At 47.8% G+C, this 16,361-nt stretch carries 16 protein-coding genes and 1 pseudogene; 9 read left to right on the plus strand and 8 right to left on the minus strand.

Going from position 1 to position 16,361, the window contains the following annotated elements:
• The first annotated feature begins 109 nt into the window (after positions 1–109).
• Positions 110–523, plus strand: a complete 414-nt coding sequence (locus ACFPK9_RS09260; protein WP_377094584.1) for an acyl-CoA thioesterase — start codon at positions 110–112, stop codon at positions 521–523.
• A 1-nt stretch (position 524) separates the two neighbouring features.
• Here the strand turns inward: ACFPK9_RS09260 and ACFPK9_RS09265 are convergent, their stop codons facing one another.
• Both ACFPK9_RS09265 and mnmG read right to left on the minus strand, forming a co-directional pair.
• Positions 525–965, minus strand: coding sequence for a DUF1499 domain-containing protein (locus tag ACFPK9_RS09265; RefSeq protein ID WP_377094585.1), 441 nt, complete (start codon positions 963–965; stop codon positions 525–527).
• A complete protein-coding gene (mnmG, locus tag ACFPK9_RS09270; protein ID WP_377094587.1) occupies positions 958–2,829 on the minus strand; it encodes a tRNA uridine-5-carboxymethylaminomethyl(34) synthesis enzyme MnmG in 1,872 nt (623 codons plus the stop codon). Before mnmG ends, ACFPK9_RS09265 begins: the two co-directional genes overlap by 8 nt.
• Positions 2,830–3,085: 256 nt before the next feature.
• Between mnmG and pdhA the strand changes: the two genes are divergently transcribed.
• From pdhA to ACFPK9_RS09290, 4 genes are all read left to right on the plus strand, one after another.
• Complete coding sequence (gene pdhA / locus ACFPK9_RS09275) at positions 3,086–4,150, plus strand: pyruvate dehydrogenase (acetyl-transferring) E1 component subunit alpha (protein ID WP_377094589.1); 1,065 nt, start codon at positions 3,086–3,088, stop codon at positions 4,148–4,150.
• A 35-nt stretch (positions 4,151–4,185) separates the two neighbouring features.
• Positions 4,186–5,169 carry an alpha-ketoacid dehydrogenase subunit beta gene (locus tag ACFPK9_RS09280; protein ID WP_377094590.1) on the plus strand — a complete coding sequence of 328 codons (984 nt, stop codon included), beginning with the start codon at positions 4,186–4,188 and terminating at the stop codon, positions 5,167–5,169.
• A gap of 194 nt (positions 5,170–5,363) precedes the next feature.
• Entirely contained in the window at positions 5,364–5,705 is a 342-nt protein-coding gene (locus ACFPK9_RS09285; RefSeq protein WP_377094591.1) for a hypothetical protein, read from the plus strand.
• Positions 5,706–5,893: 188 nt separating this feature from the next.
• Positions 5,894–7,177 (plus strand): pyruvate dehydrogenase complex dihydrolipoamide acetyltransferase, encoded by a 1,284-nt coding sequence (locus tag ACFPK9_RS09290; protein ID WP_377094592.1) that lies wholly within the window; start codon positions 5,894–5,896, stop codon positions 7,175–7,177.
• A gap of 117 nt (positions 7,178–7,294) precedes the next feature.
• Here the strand turns inward: ACFPK9_RS09290 and ACFPK9_RS09295 are convergent, their stop codons facing one another.
• Positions 7,295–7,861, minus strand: coding sequence for a hypothetical protein (locus ACFPK9_RS09295; RefSeq protein WP_377094593.1), 567 nt, complete (start codon positions 7,859–7,861; stop codon positions 7,295–7,297).
• Positions 7,862–8,020: 159 nt separating this feature from the next.
• Here ACFPK9_RS09295 and ACFPK9_RS09300 point away from each other — a divergent pair, with 159 nt between their 5' ends.
• From ACFPK9_RS09300 to ACFPK9_RS09310, 3 genes are all read left to right on the plus strand, one after another.
• Positions 8,021–8,428 carry a DUF4259 domain-containing protein gene (locus ACFPK9_RS09300; protein ID WP_377094594.1) on the plus strand — a complete coding sequence of 136 codons (408 nt, stop codon included), beginning with the start codon at positions 8,021–8,023 and terminating at the stop codon, positions 8,426–8,428.
• A 130-nt stretch (positions 8,429–8,558) separates the two neighbouring features.
• Positions 8,559–9,821, plus strand: a complete 1,263-nt coding sequence (locus ACFPK9_RS09305; protein ID WP_377094596.1) for a Glu/Leu/Phe/Val family dehydrogenase — start codon at positions 8,559–8,561, stop codon at positions 9,819–9,821.
• Positions 9,818–10,792 (plus strand): MDR family NADPH-dependent oxidoreductase, encoded by a 975-nt coding sequence (locus ACFPK9_RS09310; RefSeq protein WP_377094597.1) that lies wholly within the window; start codon positions 9,818–9,820, stop codon positions 10,790–10,792. Before ACFPK9_RS09305 ends, ACFPK9_RS09310 begins: the two co-directional genes overlap by 4 nt.
• Here the strand turns inward: ACFPK9_RS09310 and ACFPK9_RS09315 are convergent.
• Together ACFPK9_RS09315 and ACFPK9_RS09320 are read right to left on the minus strand one after the other, a co-directional pair.
• Complete coding sequence (locus tag ACFPK9_RS09315; protein ID WP_377096665.1) at positions 10,789–10,950, minus strand: hypothetical protein; 162 nt, start codon at positions 10,948–10,950, stop codon at positions 10,789–10,791. The genes ACFPK9_RS09310 and ACFPK9_RS09315 overlap by 4 nt on opposite strands.
• Positions 10,951–11,012: 62 nt before the next feature.
• Positions 11,013–11,458 (minus strand): annotated as a pseudogene (locus ACFPK9_RS09320) (RNA repair transcriptional activator RtcR family protein); the annotation flags it as partial.
• A 68-nt stretch (positions 11,459–11,526) separates the two neighbouring features.
• Between ACFPK9_RS09320 and ACFPK9_RS09325 the strand changes: the two are divergent.
• A complete protein-coding gene (locus tag ACFPK9_RS09325) occupies positions 11,527–11,688 on the plus strand; it encodes a hypothetical protein (protein WP_377096599.1) in 162 nt (53 codons plus the stop codon).
• Positions 11,689–11,760: 72 nt separating this feature from the next.
• Here ACFPK9_RS09325 and ACFPK9_RS09330 read toward each other — a convergent pair whose 3' ends face one another.
• The 3 genes from ACFPK9_RS09330 to ACFPK9_RS09340 all read right to left on the minus strand — a co-directional run bounded on the left by ACFPK9_RS09330 (position 11,761) and on the right by ACFPK9_RS09340 (position 16,353).
• Positions 11,761–13,827, minus strand: coding sequence for a TonB-dependent receptor (locus tag ACFPK9_RS09330; protein ID WP_377094598.1), 2,067 nt, complete (start codon positions 13,825–13,827; stop codon positions 11,761–11,763).
• Between the two features lie 117 nt (positions 13,828–13,944).
• Positions 13,945–15,249 (minus strand): tetratricopeptide repeat protein, encoded by a 1,305-nt coding sequence (locus tag ACFPK9_RS09335; RefSeq protein WP_377094599.1) that lies wholly within the window; start codon positions 15,247–15,249, stop codon positions 13,945–13,947.
• Between the two features lie 150 nt (positions 15,250–15,399).
• Positions 15,400–16,353, minus strand: a complete 954-nt coding sequence (locus tag ACFPK9_RS09340) for an IS1096 element passenger TnpR family protein (RefSeq protein WP_377094600.1) — start codon at positions 16,351–16,353, stop codon at positions 15,400–15,402.
• Positions 16,354–16,361 lie beyond the last annotated feature (8 nt).

A 16,361-nucleotide genomic window follows, 5' to 3' on the forward strand; every position in this document is an offset into this window, starting at 1 on the left:
AGCCTTGATTGAGCAAGCCTACTGAGAACTACGTGGATCAAGCAAGAATAGTTACAAGATGTTTCGAAGGACTCTTGCTCTCATCTTCCTTCGAGATTATGGATAGGACATGCCAGATCTTTTACCCAGCTACGAAACCGAGGAAGAGGTGATGTTTTTTGATACGGACATCGGAGGTGTGGTTCACAATTTGGCGTATCTGAGAATGATCGAAACCTGCCGAACTAAGATGGCCACAGAAGCTATGGGAATGGATCTCAAAACGATGGCAGATAGCCAATTATTTCCTGTCGTTGTGCGTACAGAAATTGACTATAAATATCCAGCAACATTGGGTCATAAATTGACAATTAAGGGGAAACTCGAACGTCTAGATCGCGCGAAGTTTTGGGTGAGCTTTGAAGTGTATGCTGAGGGAATTGAACGCTGTCTTATCACCTGCCGGCAAGCTCTTGCCATGGTTAAAATGCCCGAGGGGCGACCGCAAAGATTGCCCAAAGAATGGCGCGAGAAGTGGGGTTAGTTTATTCAAGAAGTCGTTTGAGAGTTTCAACACGTTTTCTATTGGTACCCATGTCAGAATAGCCCACGCGACTGGCAGAGCGTAGGTGAATCACATTTGCATCGCGGTCGAAGCGAGCTTCAAGATCTTCCTCAAAACCCCAGAGAGCAGTTTTGAAGACAGCATGGAGATAATCTTGCTGAATGCTCATAAAGCGCCCTGAGAGGCTTTCTATGGCGTCTTGAAGGTTTTCCCAGGCATCGTGCTCTTTTACTTCTAAGGGAGTGATGTTAGCGGTCTCACCTTCACTGCAGACGCTATTCGGGGATGGGTTATTAGGAGCAAGCTTGCCATCGATGATTCCGCGAGCGGCATTGCGGGTATGCGACCACACAGCGAGGAGTTTGAGTGATAGCACTCCCCCACCAGTGGCGACAGCAAGCAGCTCTAGAATACTAGACATTGGACTCTTTCTTTTGTTTATCGAGCCAGATGGATAGGAGGGCAACGTCGGCAGGTGTGATGCCTGCTATGCGTCCAGCTTGGCCCAGAGTTTGCGGTTTGATAGTTGAGAAACTTTGCTTAGCCTCACGTTTTAAACCTGCGATATTGCTGTATTCGAGATTATCCGGAATCTTCTTGTTTTCCATCTTGGAAAGACGCTCGACTTGCTTTTGTTGGCGGTCGAGATGACCAGCGTATTTAAAGTCGGTTTCGACAATTCTCCAGAGGTCATCAGACCATTTATCGCGCATTTCTTGAGGTAAATCCTCCCATGAATTTTCAGCGCGGCGGAACCATTTATCGAGTCGTGTTTGCTCGTGCGTTGTCTGGCGAACGAACTCAGAAGCTTCTGCGATGTTAGCGATTTTCTGTTCAGTGAATGCCTTACGTTCTTCGTTTATTAACCCCCTTTCAGCGGCTCTTGGAGTGAGGCGGATATCGGAATTATCTTGGCGTAGAAGAAGTCGATATTCAGCTCGGCTGGTGAACATGCGGTAAGGCTCATTACAACCTTTGGTGACTAGATCGTCGATCATTACTCCGATATAGGATTCATCGCGACCGAGAATATAGGGGTTCTCACAACGGACTTTAAATGCGGCATTGGCTCCAGCCATCAGACCTTGGGCTGCTGCTTCTTCATAACCAGAGGTTCCATTAATCTGACCGGCAAAATAGAGGTTTTCAATACGCTTGGTTTCGAGTGTTGGGAGCAGTTGCGTCGGTGGACAATAGTCGTATTCGACCGCGTAGCCTGGACGGATAATCTCTGCGTTTTCCATGCCAACAATTGAATGAATGAAGTCAAGTTGGACGTCGTATGGCAAGGATGTAGAGACACCATTGATGTAACATTCGAGGCTGTGACGACCCTCTGGCTCGATGAATACCTGGTGGCGTTCTTTCTCTGCGAATTTGACGACTTTGTCTTCAATAGATGGGCAATAGCGTGGGCCTACTGACTCGATTTTTCCTGAATACATTGGCGATTGATGGAGATTGTCGCCGATGATTTCGTGAGTTTTAGGGTTGGTGTAAGTAATCCAACAAGGAACTTGTTCCACGTGGAACGCTGGGTCACCCCACGGATTGAGTGTAAAAATATCATCTGGCTCGCGAGTAATCGTGTGTGCCATGTAGGAAAATTTTGGAGCTGGTGTGTCACCGTCTTGGCGCTCGCATTTGGTATAGTCGATCGAACGACCATTGATGCGACACGGTGTTCCTGTTTTGAATCGCTCAACATCAAATCCAAGATGCTTGAGGCTGTCGCTAACAGTTGAGATTGAGTCCCCCATTCTGCCACCTTTTTCATTTTTGAGACCGACATGCATGAGCCCACGCATGAATGTTCCAGCTGAGAGGATGACGGATTTTGCGATGATTTCCATCTGGAGGCTCGTGCGTACTCCGTAAACTTTGTCGTTTTTGACGAGGATTTCGGCGACATTGCCTTGATGAAGGTCGAGGTTCTCTTGGCCCTCGATGACGCGCTTCATCCGAAATTGGTAAGCTTTCTTGTCGCATTGTGCACGTGGTGCACGTACGCTAGGACCCTTTTTCGCGTTCAGCATACGGAACTGGATCGCCGTAGCGTCTGTATTCAATCCCATCGCGCCTCCTAGTGCATCGATTTCTCGCACCATGTGCCCTTTCGCTAATCCGCCTATAGCTGGGTTGCAAGACATGGCTCCAATGGTGTCGAGGTTCTGAGTGAGCATAGCCACGGAACAACCAAGACGCGAAGCAGCCAGCGCAGCTTCTACACCTGCGTGACCAGCACCAATGACGAGTACGTCGTATTCTTTAGGATAGCGGAACATAGCGGCAGAAACTTACTCTGGAGGTTTTAGAAGGCAAGCAGGGATTCATGTAGTTAGGTGTTCCACGTGGAACGTTCTACCAACCATTTACTTAGTTTTAATTTGTTCCACGTGGAACGATGAAAAGATTTCATCCTATAGTATGAAATAGGCGTAGATAGGTTTAGATTCGTACTTGCGAATAGTGTCTATAAGGTCTAATCAAGTGCGACAAAGACTATCTCGGATGAGATTCAACTTTAACTCATAAGTAATTATGGCAACGACTACTGATTATTCTCAGGCACCTATTAACCAGCAGCTCACTGCGGAAGATAAGATAGGCCTCTTTAGGCAACTAGCACGCATTCGTCGATTTGAGCAGGCTACGCAGAAGCCATATTCGCAAGGCAAGATGGGTGGATTCCTCCACCTCTACATCGGTCAGGAATCGGTGGCTGTTGGGACAGTTTCGCTGTGCGGTGAACATGACCATGTAATTACTGCTTATCGTTGTCACGCACACGCCTTGGCATGCGGAATGGAAATGAATGAGTGTATGGCTGAGCTTTTCGGTAAAGCGACTGGCTGTTCTAAGGGTAAAGGTGGTTCAATGCACTTCTTTGCACCGGATAAGAACTTCTGGGGAGGTCATGGGATCGTTGGTGGTCAGACTCCACTCGGTCTTGGTCTCGCTTTTGGTGAGAAGTACAAAGGAAATAAAGGTGCATGTCTCTGTTACATGGGAGATGGAGCGATCAACCAAGGCGCTTTCCATGAATCTCTCAACATTGCTCAACTTTTCAGTATACCTGTAGTCTACATCATTGAGAATAATGGATATTCCATGGGTACCAGCCAGAAACGCTCTTCCGCCTACAAGGATTGCCTCGCACAGCGCGCTGAAGCCTACGATATGGAATGGGATGTGGTGAACGGTGAAGACCTTTACGAAGTCCGTGCTAAGACGCAGCAGGCGCTTGAACGTGCTCATGAAAAGAGCGAACCGACCGTTCTAGAAATTGTCACTTATCGTTATTACGGACACTCAGTGGCAGATGCGAACCACAAAAAGTACCGCACGCCTGAAGAGATCGAAGACTATAAGAAAAATCACGATCCAGTGCTTCTGTGGAGAGAGCAGATTATTTCTGAAGGAATTATTACGGAGGAAGAAGCGACAGCGATTGATAAAGACGCCAAGAAAGAAGCTGCAGCCTCTGTAAAATTCGCAGACGAGTCAGATTATCCTACCGTAAAGGATGTTTTCGATGATGTGTACTGGGAGGTCGATAACGATACCGAATCTGGTAAGACTGGCCGCCATTTCTTTAACGATTAATCCAATTTCACCTAACTAATAACCATTCTTTTACAATGAGAGAAATCGAATATAGAAACGCACTCAACGAAGCCTTTGACGAAGAGTTGGCACGTGATGAGAACGTCGTACTTATGGGTGAAGAAGTTGCCCAATACAATGGTGCTTACAAGGTCACACGTGGACTGTGGGACAAATGGGGCGACAAGCGCGTGATGGATATGCCTATCTCTGAAGCGGGATTCATCGGCATGGGGGTTGGAGCTTCTATGCTCGGCATTCGTCCAGTGATGGAGCTTATGTTTTGGTCATTCCACTCAGTAGCATTTGATCAATTGGTGAATAATGCCGCAAATGTGCGGTACATGTCTGGTGGGCTCTGTAACTGCCCTATTGTTGTACGTGGTCCGGCAAATGGTGGTACCAATGTAGGTGCTACGCACTCGCACACTCCTGAAGGTCTATTTGCTGCATTCCCAGGATTGAAAGTTGTCTCCCCTGCTACTCCAGCGGATGCGAAAGGCCTTATGAAGTCGGCTATTCGCGATAACGATCCTGTTTACGTGATGGAAAACACGCTTCTATACGGCAACAAAGGGCATGTGCCTGACCCAGAAGAAGGTGATTTTATCATTCCTCTTGGCGTAGCTGACATTAAACGCGAAGGTTCGGATGTGTCATTGATTGCACATGGCCGCAGTGTGTTGATTGCTTTGGAAGCTGCTGAAAAGCTTAAAGAAGAGCATGGAATTGATGCTGAGGTTGTTGATCTTCGCTCTATTCGTCCCCTTGACCAGGAAGCGATTATTAAGTCTGTTAAGAAAACGAACCGTGCAGTGATCGTGGACGAGTCTAAACCATTTTGTGGTGTTTCTGCACAGATTACGACTTTGATTCAAGAACATGCTTTCGATTATCTTGATGCACCGATCAAGCGTGTCTGTACGCTTGATGCTCCAGCGATTTATTCTCCTGCAGTAGAGCTTGAGCAACTTCCGACGGTGAAAAAAGTAGTTAAAGCTGTGATGAGTATTGCTTAGTAAATTAAGCAAGTTCTTTTAATCATCTAATTTTATAGTTAAAGGGCTCCCATTATGGGTGCCCTTTTTATATTTACATGTTAAGTAAATATTATCTTTAAGTTGTGTGTATTAGTTTTTTAGAAGTATTGTTTGATATTTCTTTAAAATTTATTTGAAAGATTTATTGAGGAAACTAACATCTGAGCTTATCTATGAAATCCGCACTAAAAATCCTATCGCTCGCATTGGTGGCAATGCTCTTTTCTTCCTGTTCACAGGAAGCTATTTACTATGATGCCAGTGGTAATTCTGTGACTCATTCGTCGGAAATGAGTTCTAAAGGTAAATTTGTAGAACCTGCGCCTGAGCCGGTTGTTGTAAAGAAGCAGAAAAAAGAGAAGCAATCCTGTATGAAATGCCTTTCTTCCTTCTGTCCTAAACCTGGTTGCTGTGGAACAGTCGGTGAAAATGTACTTTCACGCGCTACAATGCAAGGTGGGACTGGTGAACCGCAACTCGGTTTGATCCCAACCATGAAGACTCTCGCGCCTTAATTTAGGAAATTTTATAAAAACTCACACAATTTGAAAACCCGACTAGCACCCTTGCGAGTCGGGTTTTTTTATGATGAAAAAGATTTGAGTTAAAAAGTTGTGGGATTACTTCATATTCGACTTGCTCAACGTAAGAGAATGGAGAAAACAGGTGTGTCCACTTTCCTCAATCACCATTTTAAAAAATTATGCCTATTAATATCGAAATGCCAAAGCTCTCGGACACGATGACTGAGGGTACACTCGTCAACTGGCGCAAGCAGGTCGGAGACGAAGTTGAAATCGGCGATATCATTGCTGAGATCGAGACAGACAAAGCGACCATGGAGATGGAAGCATTTGATGAAGGCACTATCACTGAAATTCGCGTGGAAGAAGGGACTAAAGCTCCTGTAGGCGCAGTGCTTGCCGTTCTCGCTGAAGAAGACGAAGAAGTTTCTGATTCGGCCCCAGCTGAAAAATCAAATGAAAGCGCTGAAGAATCTAAGCCAGCGAAAGAGTCTGAAAAAGAAGAGTCCAGTGCCTCAGAATCGCCAGCACCAGTACCAGTAGCGGATGATGGCACACGGTTACGCGTTTCTCCACTTGCACGAAAGATCGCTGCAGAAAAAGGAGTCGATCTCAAAACCATTTCAGGTAGTGGTCCAAGTGGCCGTATCGTAGCTAAGGATGTCGAAGCTGCGGAAGCTGCACCGGCTAAAAGCTCGACACCTGCAGCAAGTTCAGAGTCTGCGCCAGCTGCAAGCCCTGCACCACAGGGAATTCTTCCTTCTGTAGGACCTGATGACAAAGTGGTTCCACTTTCAAGCATGCGTAAGATTATTGCTGATCGCTTGCTGACTTCGAAAGTTACCATTCCTCATTTCTACCTTCATGTTGAATGTGATGCGGCACCGTTGATGGCTCTACGTAAGCAAATCAACGCACAGACAGCTGATACTGGCGGTAATAAGTACACTGTAAATGACTTCATCGTGAAGGCGATGATCAATGCCGCGCAAGAAGTTCCAGCAGTAAATGCAGCATACAATGGCGACAGCATAGTTGAGTTCGCCAATGTGGGAGTATCTGTAGCTATTGCGGTTGAAGACGGCCTCGTGACTCCAGTAGTTAAAGATGCACAGAACAAATCACTTCTCACTATTTCTCAAGAAATTAAGGATATGGCTGCACGTGCACGCGACAAGAAGCTTAAACCATCTGAGTTCGACGGTGGCACTATCACTATTTCAAACCTCGGTGCATGGGGCGTAGAGGGCTTTGATGCGATTGTGAATCCTCCGCAGGCTGCGATTGTCAGTGTGGGTGGCATTATTGAGAAAGCTGTTTCAGTGAATGGCGAGATCAAATCTGGTCTGCGCATGAATCTTGGCCTTAGCTGCGATCACCGTGTGATCGATGGTGCTGTGGCAGCAACCTTCCTCAACGCTGTGAAGAAGTTTGTTGAGCAACCAACATTGATGCTCGTCTAACAAAGACTTCTAACGATTCGTTAGATTAATTCTATTTCAAGAGCGTGTACCCTATATGGTGCACGCTTTTTTTATCTTCGGAAAAGAATTCACGTTTTTTTGTTAGTAAATATTGCACTAGATCCAGTTGTTTAAGAGTTGGATTAAGGTCTCATGAAATAGGTAAAAAAAAGCAGGGAGCGTCAAGCCGGAGATAGTTCCCGTGATGATTGGAATCCAAGTAGCGTGGTACTTGTCTTGTGAAGGGTCTACCAGTAGCAGGGAACGGTATTTGACGCTGAAAACGTCTTCGTGAGAGCGTGTCTTGAGCAAATAATAGCAGATGAGCCCAGTCGGGGTTCCCACGGGAAATATAAACATCATTACAAGGGCTGCGAATCGTGCTGGTAGCCGTGACCAGGGGTCAAAGTAGCGCATTCCCCAGCCGAGTAAGATGTAGGCAAAGGAAACCATAAAGAAGCAGAAGCTGATGAAGCCTAGTGCGAGGCTTTGAAGAAGGTAGCTCACGACAAAGCCAAAACTTGAAACGCTGAACAGGAGGCTGCCAAAAAAGAGATAGAACCAGCCTACAGCCAAAACGCAGACTTCGTCTTGGGCGTAGTAACTTCTGAGCTCACTATCACTGAGTGTAGCGAGATCTCGAGCCACATTGGATGGTGATTTATAGATGCTGTCAGCTTCCATGAAGCGAAATTATGTGCATTATGTCCTAGAGAATCAATGACACATTGCGCGAGAACTGTATTCCTATTCAATCCTTGAAAAAAAACCAGCAAGAGAGGTTGACCACACGAAATGGATACACTAAATCCCAGTTAACACGCTGAACAAAGGAACACGATTATGGCTGCTTGGGGAACAAAAACATTTGAAGAGGATACCGCGAACGATTGGATTCAAGAACTGATCGATGCGGATGACGCACGTGAATTTCTTATCGACTCCCTTAGTACGGAACCTGGTTTTATCGAAGCTGACCAAGGCTCCATTGTACTCGCAGCTAGTGAAACTCTCATAGCGCTCTTAGATGAGCCTCGTGTGGGTGTTCCAGGTGAATTGGTGGATTGGGTTGGCGACAACGAGTGCGACGATGTCAGTGACCTTCCTGAGACAGCCGTCGAGTCTATTGATCGAGTGCTTGGTGAAGAATCCGAAATCCGCCAAATTTGGTCTGAAGCTGAGGACTTCGATGAATGGTTAGAAAACGTCGAGCAGATGCGAGAAGTTCTCTCTTCTCTCAGCACAATGTAAGAGTACTGCCTAATTAATTTTTAAAATGCTCCAGACGGATTTCCGCTGGGGCATTTTTGTTGCGGATTCAGGCCCTTAATCTAACGGATTTTGCTTTCTCCTCACCTTATCTCATGTTTGATTATAGAGTATGAAGGAGCAACTCCTCGCTAATCCAGTATTCCGTATGGCGGCTGATCAATTTGATCGCACAGCCGACTTTTTAAACCTTTCCGTAGAAATACGCAAACGCTGTAAGTGGCCGATGCGCTTGCTCACAGTGAGTATTCCGATCAAGTTAGACAATGGAGAGACAGAGGTCTTCTATGGCTACCGTGTGCAGCATCAGTTATCACGTGGGCCAGTAAAGGGCGGCCTGCGCTTTCACCCGAATGTGGAGCTAGGAGAGGTAGCAGCGCTTGCAATGTGGATGAATTGGAAATGTGCTCTTATGGAATTACCTTTTGGTGGTGGAAAAGGGGGGGTGGCTTGTGATCCGCGCAGCATGAGCCAAGCGGAGTTAGAAAATCTAACACGACGTTATACCTCAGAAATGCTTCCATTTATTGGTCCTGAAACTGATGTGATGGCACCAGACATGGGAACTAATGAGCAAACGATGTCGTGGATGTTAGATGTTTACTCGACCCATGCTGGTCATATGGTGCCAGGTATTGTCACAGGGAAACCAGTGAAGCTAATGGGATCAGAAGGGCGTACCGCAGCTACTGGACATGGCGTTGCCTTTCTCGCTGCGAGAGCATTAACTAAATGTAAAATCAAGCACGAGACCGCTACTGCAGTGATTCAAGGTTTCGGCAACGTCGGTTATCATGCAGCTTTAACACTAGAACGCTTTGGCGTGAAGATTACTGGAATCTCAGATGTAACTGGAGCAATCTTTTCTGTTGAAGGCATCAATATTAGAAAGCTTGCTGAACACGTCGAGCAAACTGGTGGAGTTAGAAATTACGCTGGTGCAGCCCCAATTGATCCTGAAGTGTTACTTGTGCAAGAATGCGATGTACTCATACCTGCAGCCCTAGAGCGTGTAATTACAGAGAAAAATGCGGCGCATCTGAAATGTCGAGTTTTAGCTGAAGCCGCAAATGGACCGACCACAACGAAAGCTGATCAGATCATCGAAGAGCGTGGAGATATTTTCCTCATTCCTGACATTCTTTGCAATGCTGGCGGTGTGACTTGTTCCTACTTTGAATGGGTGCAGAATCTCCAGCGCTTCCAGTGGAGCGAGCAAGAAGTGCTGACTAAGCTCGACACTAAAATGGCGAAAGCTTTCGATCGCGTCATCGCATTCTCCAAATACAATAAACTGCCGCATCGTGTTGCTGCACTCGCACTCGGTATTAAAGAAGTAGCCGATGTCAAAGAACAACGAGGACTATTCCCATGATTTCAGTTAGATTCCATAGTTTTGGTAAGGCCGAAGAAGTTACCCAGATAGAACCAGCCAAGCTCCTAGCAGTGGGGGAGGGGCAGCTGAAATTGAAAATGTTAGTCGCGCCGATCAATCCGGCGGACATTAATTTTATTCAAGGCAACTACGGTGTAAAACCTGAGCTTCCCGAATCTCCTGGAATCGAGGGTTGTGCCGAGGTGTTAGAAAGCCGAGCAGAAGGGTTCGAAAAGGGTGATAAAGTCATTTTTGTCGAACGCGTTGGCACTTGGCAAAGCCATCTTGTCTGTGACGCTAGCAAAACCTTGCGTGTACCCTCTGAAATTGACCCAGAACAAGCCGCAATGCTCAAAGTGAACCCAGCCACTGCCTGGTGCCTACTGCATCACTACGTCGATTTACAAGTCGGTGATTGGGTGATTCAAAATGCGGCGAACTCGGGAGTCGGGCAGTGTCTCATTCAAATTGCCAAGCAGATGGGTCTGAAGACTCTCAATACAGTCCGCCGCGAAGGGCTGGCGGATCAACTCAAAGCTCTCGGTGCTGACCATGTGCTGTTAGACGAGAAAGATCTCGTGGACAAAGTGCGCGAAATCTGTGGAGACAACTTGCCAAAGCTCGCCTCGAACGCCGTCGGCGGCGATAGCGCCTTGCGTCAAATGGATGCACTCGCAGAGCAGGGGACTCAAGTCACATTCGGTGCCATGAGCATGCGTTCTCTTAAAGTCCCGAACAAATTTCTTATATTCAAGGGGATTAGCCTACGCGGTCTCTGGGTCACCAAGTGGATCGCTAACAGTCCACCTGAAGAAGTCGCAAAGGTGTACCAAAAATTGGCCCAGCTCGTGGTCGACGGCAAGCTGACCCAAGCAATCGACACGCTCTACAAACCAGAAAACATCCACCAAGCTCTAACACACGCCCAACAAGGAGAGCGCAATGGTAAGGTGCTGCTTGATTGGCGTTAGTTGATGTCATCAAAGCTCAGGTCAAACTTTGAGAGGTATTTACGAAGGCGGTCACTATCATTGGTGGATTTACGCTTTTCTCTGGAGACAGCAAAGAGCTTGCGTTCAGAGGTTGCACCCGTGAAACTACCTTTCTTGTGGCCGAAAAGAGTTCCCATGGCATGTCACCCCGCAAGGTTGCGCAACTGACTTCAATAAAGTTACCTCCGAGCGCGTTGGGTTGTTGGCGAAGTTCAAAAATGCGTCCGGCGAGGTGGCTTTTTCCTGCGCCTGTTGGACCGGTGAGTAGTATGGGTGCTGTAGAGCGAAGTGAGACGAGTTTGATTTCTTTTATCAGTTTATTGAAGGCTATATTGTGAGTATTAATCCCTGATTTGAGGAAGTCTTGCGCTTCTAACTGTTCTTCTTCGAAGCGGGTAGCTAGTTTATCGTATTTCGAGAGATCGAGGTCGATAATTTGGTGGCTCCCTGAGGTGTGGTTAGCATCTTTTTTCCTGTTGGGCTGGTTTGAAGGAGTTTGCCTAGGAGTTTATGAGTTTCTGTGAGAAGGAACAAACAGATCTGTGCTACGTGCGTGCCCGTAGTCATATGGGCATAGTAGTTGGATTCGGTTAGTTTGAAACTTTGGCTGCTCAAGAAGTCATAGACGACATTTTCTTTAGCCATACCGAGACTACCTTAACCATTCAAATGCGGTACTTGGAGAACATTTGGCAGATCTGCTGCTCTTGCCTATGGCGTTGGCGGGAGAAGGATGTTTCACCACTGTGAAATTTACCAATCATTTGCGTACAAATATTGAGGTGATTCAGCAGTTTTTGAAGGTGAAGGTCAGGGTCGAGAACCCTGAAAGTGATGCTCTGGTGCTATCTATACAAATGACAGAAGCTGTATGATCTAAAAAACCCTCAACTTCAGTGAAGTGAGGGTTTCGTACTAGGAAGTCGTGGGGGAGGGAGAGGTAGTACCTACCACCACCAAGTGAAGTTGGCTCGGACGGTGATGGGCTCTGCGGGGTGGAAGTGGATGTCTTCAGAGCTACTAGCTTCACCTGGGAGTTGTGACTCGTAGAAGTATTCGATGTCGTTGTCGTTTCGGTCGAGGACGTTGAGCACATCGAGTGCGAGTTCCCATTGTTCGGCGCGATAGCCGGCACGGGCATTGACTTGGAAGGACGCTCGGGCTTCGACGGATTTGTCTGCGGTGAGTGGGCGCTCAGAGAAGTAGCGACCACGGAGGGCTCCAAACCAGCCGATGTCGTTGCCAATGGTGAAACCTGAGGAGACGACGAGTGGGACTTGGTTTTCGATCCATGGACCGCCGGTGTCTGAGCTGTCCTCGTAGCGTCCTTCTGCGAGTGAGACTTCTGTATCGAAGGTGAACCAGTCATTTGGGCGCCAATAGGTAGCGAGTTCGATGCCGTAGCGCTGGGTGGCTGGACCTGCTTCGACATTGCCAGCGTCGCCGACGTAGAGGAGTTCTGAGTCGTTATAGAGCCACCAGACGGCGAGAGTACTGGTCCAGTTTTCTAACCATTGGGAGCGGACGCCGACTTCAGAGCCCCAGGTGCGGACGAGTGGGTCGACGCTGTCTGCGGGAAGGCCAGTAGATGGATCTACATTGATGGTGACGCCGCGGGCGTCATTGCTGTGGAAGCCGCCACCGAGGTTGATGTAGTATTCAGTTTGGTCCCAAGGTCCGAAGATCATGTTGAGTTTCGGGACGAGGATTCCGTCAAAGTCGTCTCCACTATTCTCTGCGAGATCACTTTCGACATCGAAGTAAAAGAGTTCACCGCGGAGACCCATTTCCGTACGGAACCAGCTGTTCCACTGAGTGGCTGCTGTGGCGTAGAGGGCATAGTTGCCGGTGAAGACGTCGTCCTTACGCACACTGGAGATGTCCTTGCGTTCGCTGGTGTGCGCGAGTTCGAGGTCCCAGATGTAGTCGTTGTGTGTTTGGAAGCCGATGGTGTAGGCGGTGTTGGCTCCAAAAAGTTGTCGGTCTTCTAGCGTGTTAGAAATGTCACCACCGAAGAATATACGGTTGTCGCTCTGGCGGAATTGGTCGCCATTGGCGGGGGCTTCGAGGGCGTAGGTGAAGTTAGAGAAGAGGTCGAGGTCGTAGTATCCAGCGTAGGCATTTGCGTGCCAGAAGCTGTCACTGAGACGGTTTCCCATGTTCATGGAGAGCGAGTAGCGTTGGGATTCGCCACCGTTCGTGGGGTCGACATAACCGAGGCGATCGATCACGCCGGCATCGACCGCGCGTTTTGGGATTTGGTCACTGGAATTCCAGTCGGCGGCATAGGCCATGAATGTGGCGTTGAGCCATTGTTTATCGTCTCCTTGGGACCAGCGGATGATGCCATTGCCGCGTTGGGCATTTTGCTCAAGTTCCCATGGGCCATCGTAATAGTTATATTCGCCACCGAAGGTGAGGAGTCCATTTCCTGCGACGATGGTATTTCCGAAGACCCCACGCCAGTAGTTGTCTTGTCCGATTTCTAGTTTTGCAAAATCGCGTGGGAGGCTATTGACGAGGGAAAACTGTGCAGATCCTGCGGTGGTGAGGTCGCCGAGTTCGGCGTAGAATGGGCCTTTGGTGTAATCGAGCTGTTCGATGAATTCTGGGATGAGGAAATTCATGTCAGCGTATCCTTGGCCGTGGCCGTGTGCACGGTAGTTGGCTGGCATGCCATCGACGAAGAGGCCGAAATCGACGCCGTGGTCGAGATTGTACCCCCTTACAAAGTATTGGTTGGCTTTGCCTCCACCGGCGTGTTGGGTGACAACCATCCCAGGAATGACTTCGAGCAATTCACCTCGGCGGAGGTAGGGGCGTTTAAGCAGTTCCTCGCGATCTGATTGACCTCGTGAGGCTGAGGGTGCTTCGCCTAGAAGGTTTTCAGCTTTGCCTGTGATAATAGAGGTTGGGAGTGTTTTTGATTCGGTGACAGAGTTTTCGGCATCCTGTGGGAGGGCTGCTGTAATGCTCAATGCATAAGCAGTAGATGCAATTATGTTGCATTTCATGTGGGTAACTAAGGATAAAAGGGACGCGGTTACAATCTATTTTTAATGAAGTGTTTGAATCATGAAGCAGAGCTTATGTGGCAATGTGTTAGATAGTGTTAGGTACGAGAAAATGTTTTAATTTTCTTCGATGCTTTCGAGGATGGCGGCTTGGCTTTCTTCGTCTAAGGTATTGAGCCATAGTTGAGCGCCAGCTTCATGTTCTTCTGTCCATCGCTTGTAGACATTGACGACTTCGTCGGTGCGTTTGTCGTCGTCGCCGATTTTTAATGCCCATTCCATTGCTTTGTCTGGATTTTGCCAGCGCTGGTTAGATGATGCTCGTTGGTAAAAGGCGTCTTTGTCTTCGAAGCTTTGTTGGTCTAACCATGCTTGGGCCGCAGGGGCGTCACTTTCAGCGAATTGGGCGAAGCTTGACCGGAGTTCTTTCACGCGCTCTTTAGGGTCTGTTATTTCTGTCTGAGCGTACTCGATGGCTTTTTCTGGATCGAGTCTTCGCATGCCGCTGAGTAAGCGTTCTTGATATTTCTTGATGTTCTCTGGATCTGTTTCTTTGAGTTGGTCGAGCAATTCGGTTGCGGTATTGATGTCGTGGAAGGATAGCGTTCCGATCATTCTTTCGAACATCTTTTGTTTGAGCTGGGCGTCTTCGAGCGAGAGGACCTTTGCGACTACTTTATCGCGGAGATCTTCTTCAGCAACGAGGCTGGCGACTGTTTGGACGGCGGCATTGCGTTCGCTGGTTTTGCTGAAATCAATTTTTTTAAATGCAGCATCGAGGTCGCGTTTGGCGAGACCTCTGACGAACATGCTTTTGATGTTTCCTCTGCCAAACATGCCACCTTTGAAGGAATCTTGGTTTTTCTCATACCAAGCTTCGGCAGCGACGGGGTCGACTTTGATCCATGCAGCCATGCAGCCCATCAGTGACATTCCGTTTCTCATACTTCCTTCCTGCTGGCTGAGTGCGTATTCGGCTGCGGCTTGGCCATTGGTTTCTCCCCACTTACTGAGAAGCATCATGCGCAGCATCATGGCGCTTTGGTCCATTTCTGGTTCACCTTCTAGAGATTGGAGTGCGAGATGAAGTTCTTCGCTGCTCAGACTGTCGACAGTACTCCAGACCTCGGCGAAGGTGCCGAAATCCATCATCATATTGCCTGACTCATCAAGCTTGGCTTTGGCGTGATGAATTGCAAGCTCTGCGCGTCCACGAGCTGAGCTGGGGAGAGAAGTATGCTTGCTGGAGCTAAGATTGTTGCTCTGTCTCTCAATATAAGAAGCGGCTGTGTGTGAATGTGAGGATTGCTCAATGGCTGTTTGGCTCTGAGAGAGCTTAGGCCCTTGCGTATTTCCTATAAAATAGCCAGCGATGAGCGAAAGCCCTGAGGCTCCGACAATGGTCCACAATTGAGAATGCATGGACTGAAGCTATCTCAGGGGTTTCAATACTGGCGATGAGAAAGTGTACCGGATTTTCTCATTGATCCACTGTGTGCGTGTGGTTTCTGGTTTTTTTGCCAGAGTTTTTTGAAACAGTGTCAGCTTATGGTGATCTAGAGGAGATGGCTATCAGAGGGGAAAGTCGAAGATGTCTTCTATTTGCTTGTCGGGGTTGTTGTAATCTTTGACGCGTTGGATCCAGGTATCTTTCATTTCTTTGATTGTGAGGAGCAGTTCGTCGTAGTCTTGTTGGTCGATTTTTTTGTGAGATGCTGCCCAGGCGTAAAATTTTTTGAAGCTGGTGATATTTTCTTTGATGGATTTTTCATCTGACCACATACATTTGCGAATGAACCAATTCCCTAGATATTCATCAATGAAGGACGGGTCATCTGTGAGAGAGAGGCCTTCGTAGTTCAGTAGGAAATCATTTCCGAAGAAGAGAACGTTTCTGCAGTGTTTGTTGATGGTTGCTTGGCTGACTTTGTTGGCGAGTTGGTAGATCGCGAATTCGTCGACGATCTTTGCATTAAAGTCGAAGATGCGTTCGTACTCAGCTTCCTCGTCATCGAGATCCTCGCCGGTGTCATCAGATGGCATTGAAAACGAGATGACGTTTGGTGGTGTTAGATCCTCCTCATTTATTGGTTGATCCCAATCTTCATCGAGTGGTGGGTACTGGACGGGGAAGTCTCCTTTGACTTCGAGAATCTCCGGTTTGCGTTTACGGCTACTCGTGGTTTCAATGGCTTCGCAAGTGACGGGAAAGAGCCAATCGTCACCATAGTCGAAGTGGAAGAGCATTGTTTCTTTCTCAGAGAAAGCTGCACTAACAGGAGTGTTTTCTACACCTGTGTCAGAGTCTAAACGGCCATCTCCTTGGTCAGCGAAAAGAGTATACTCTTTGGTTTCATTTCTATCGTATGGGCCATTAGGGCTGCTGTGGAAGCCGAAGGCGTGGTCGAGATCAAAACCGATAGATTCGAGGAGAACGGCTGCTAGATCGAAGAGGGATGTATTTTCTGTGACGCGAACACGGGCAAAGGATTCATCGCAGGAGAGCGTAAAAAGATAGTAGGTCATGAGCTTTG

Origin of the sequence: Rubritalea spongiae (assembly GCF_042652385.1) — a bacterium.
GTDB classification, from domain to species: domain Bacteria; phylum Verrucomicrobiota; class Verrucomicrobiia; order Verrucomicrobiales; family Akkermansiaceae; genus Rubritalea; species Rubritalea spongiae.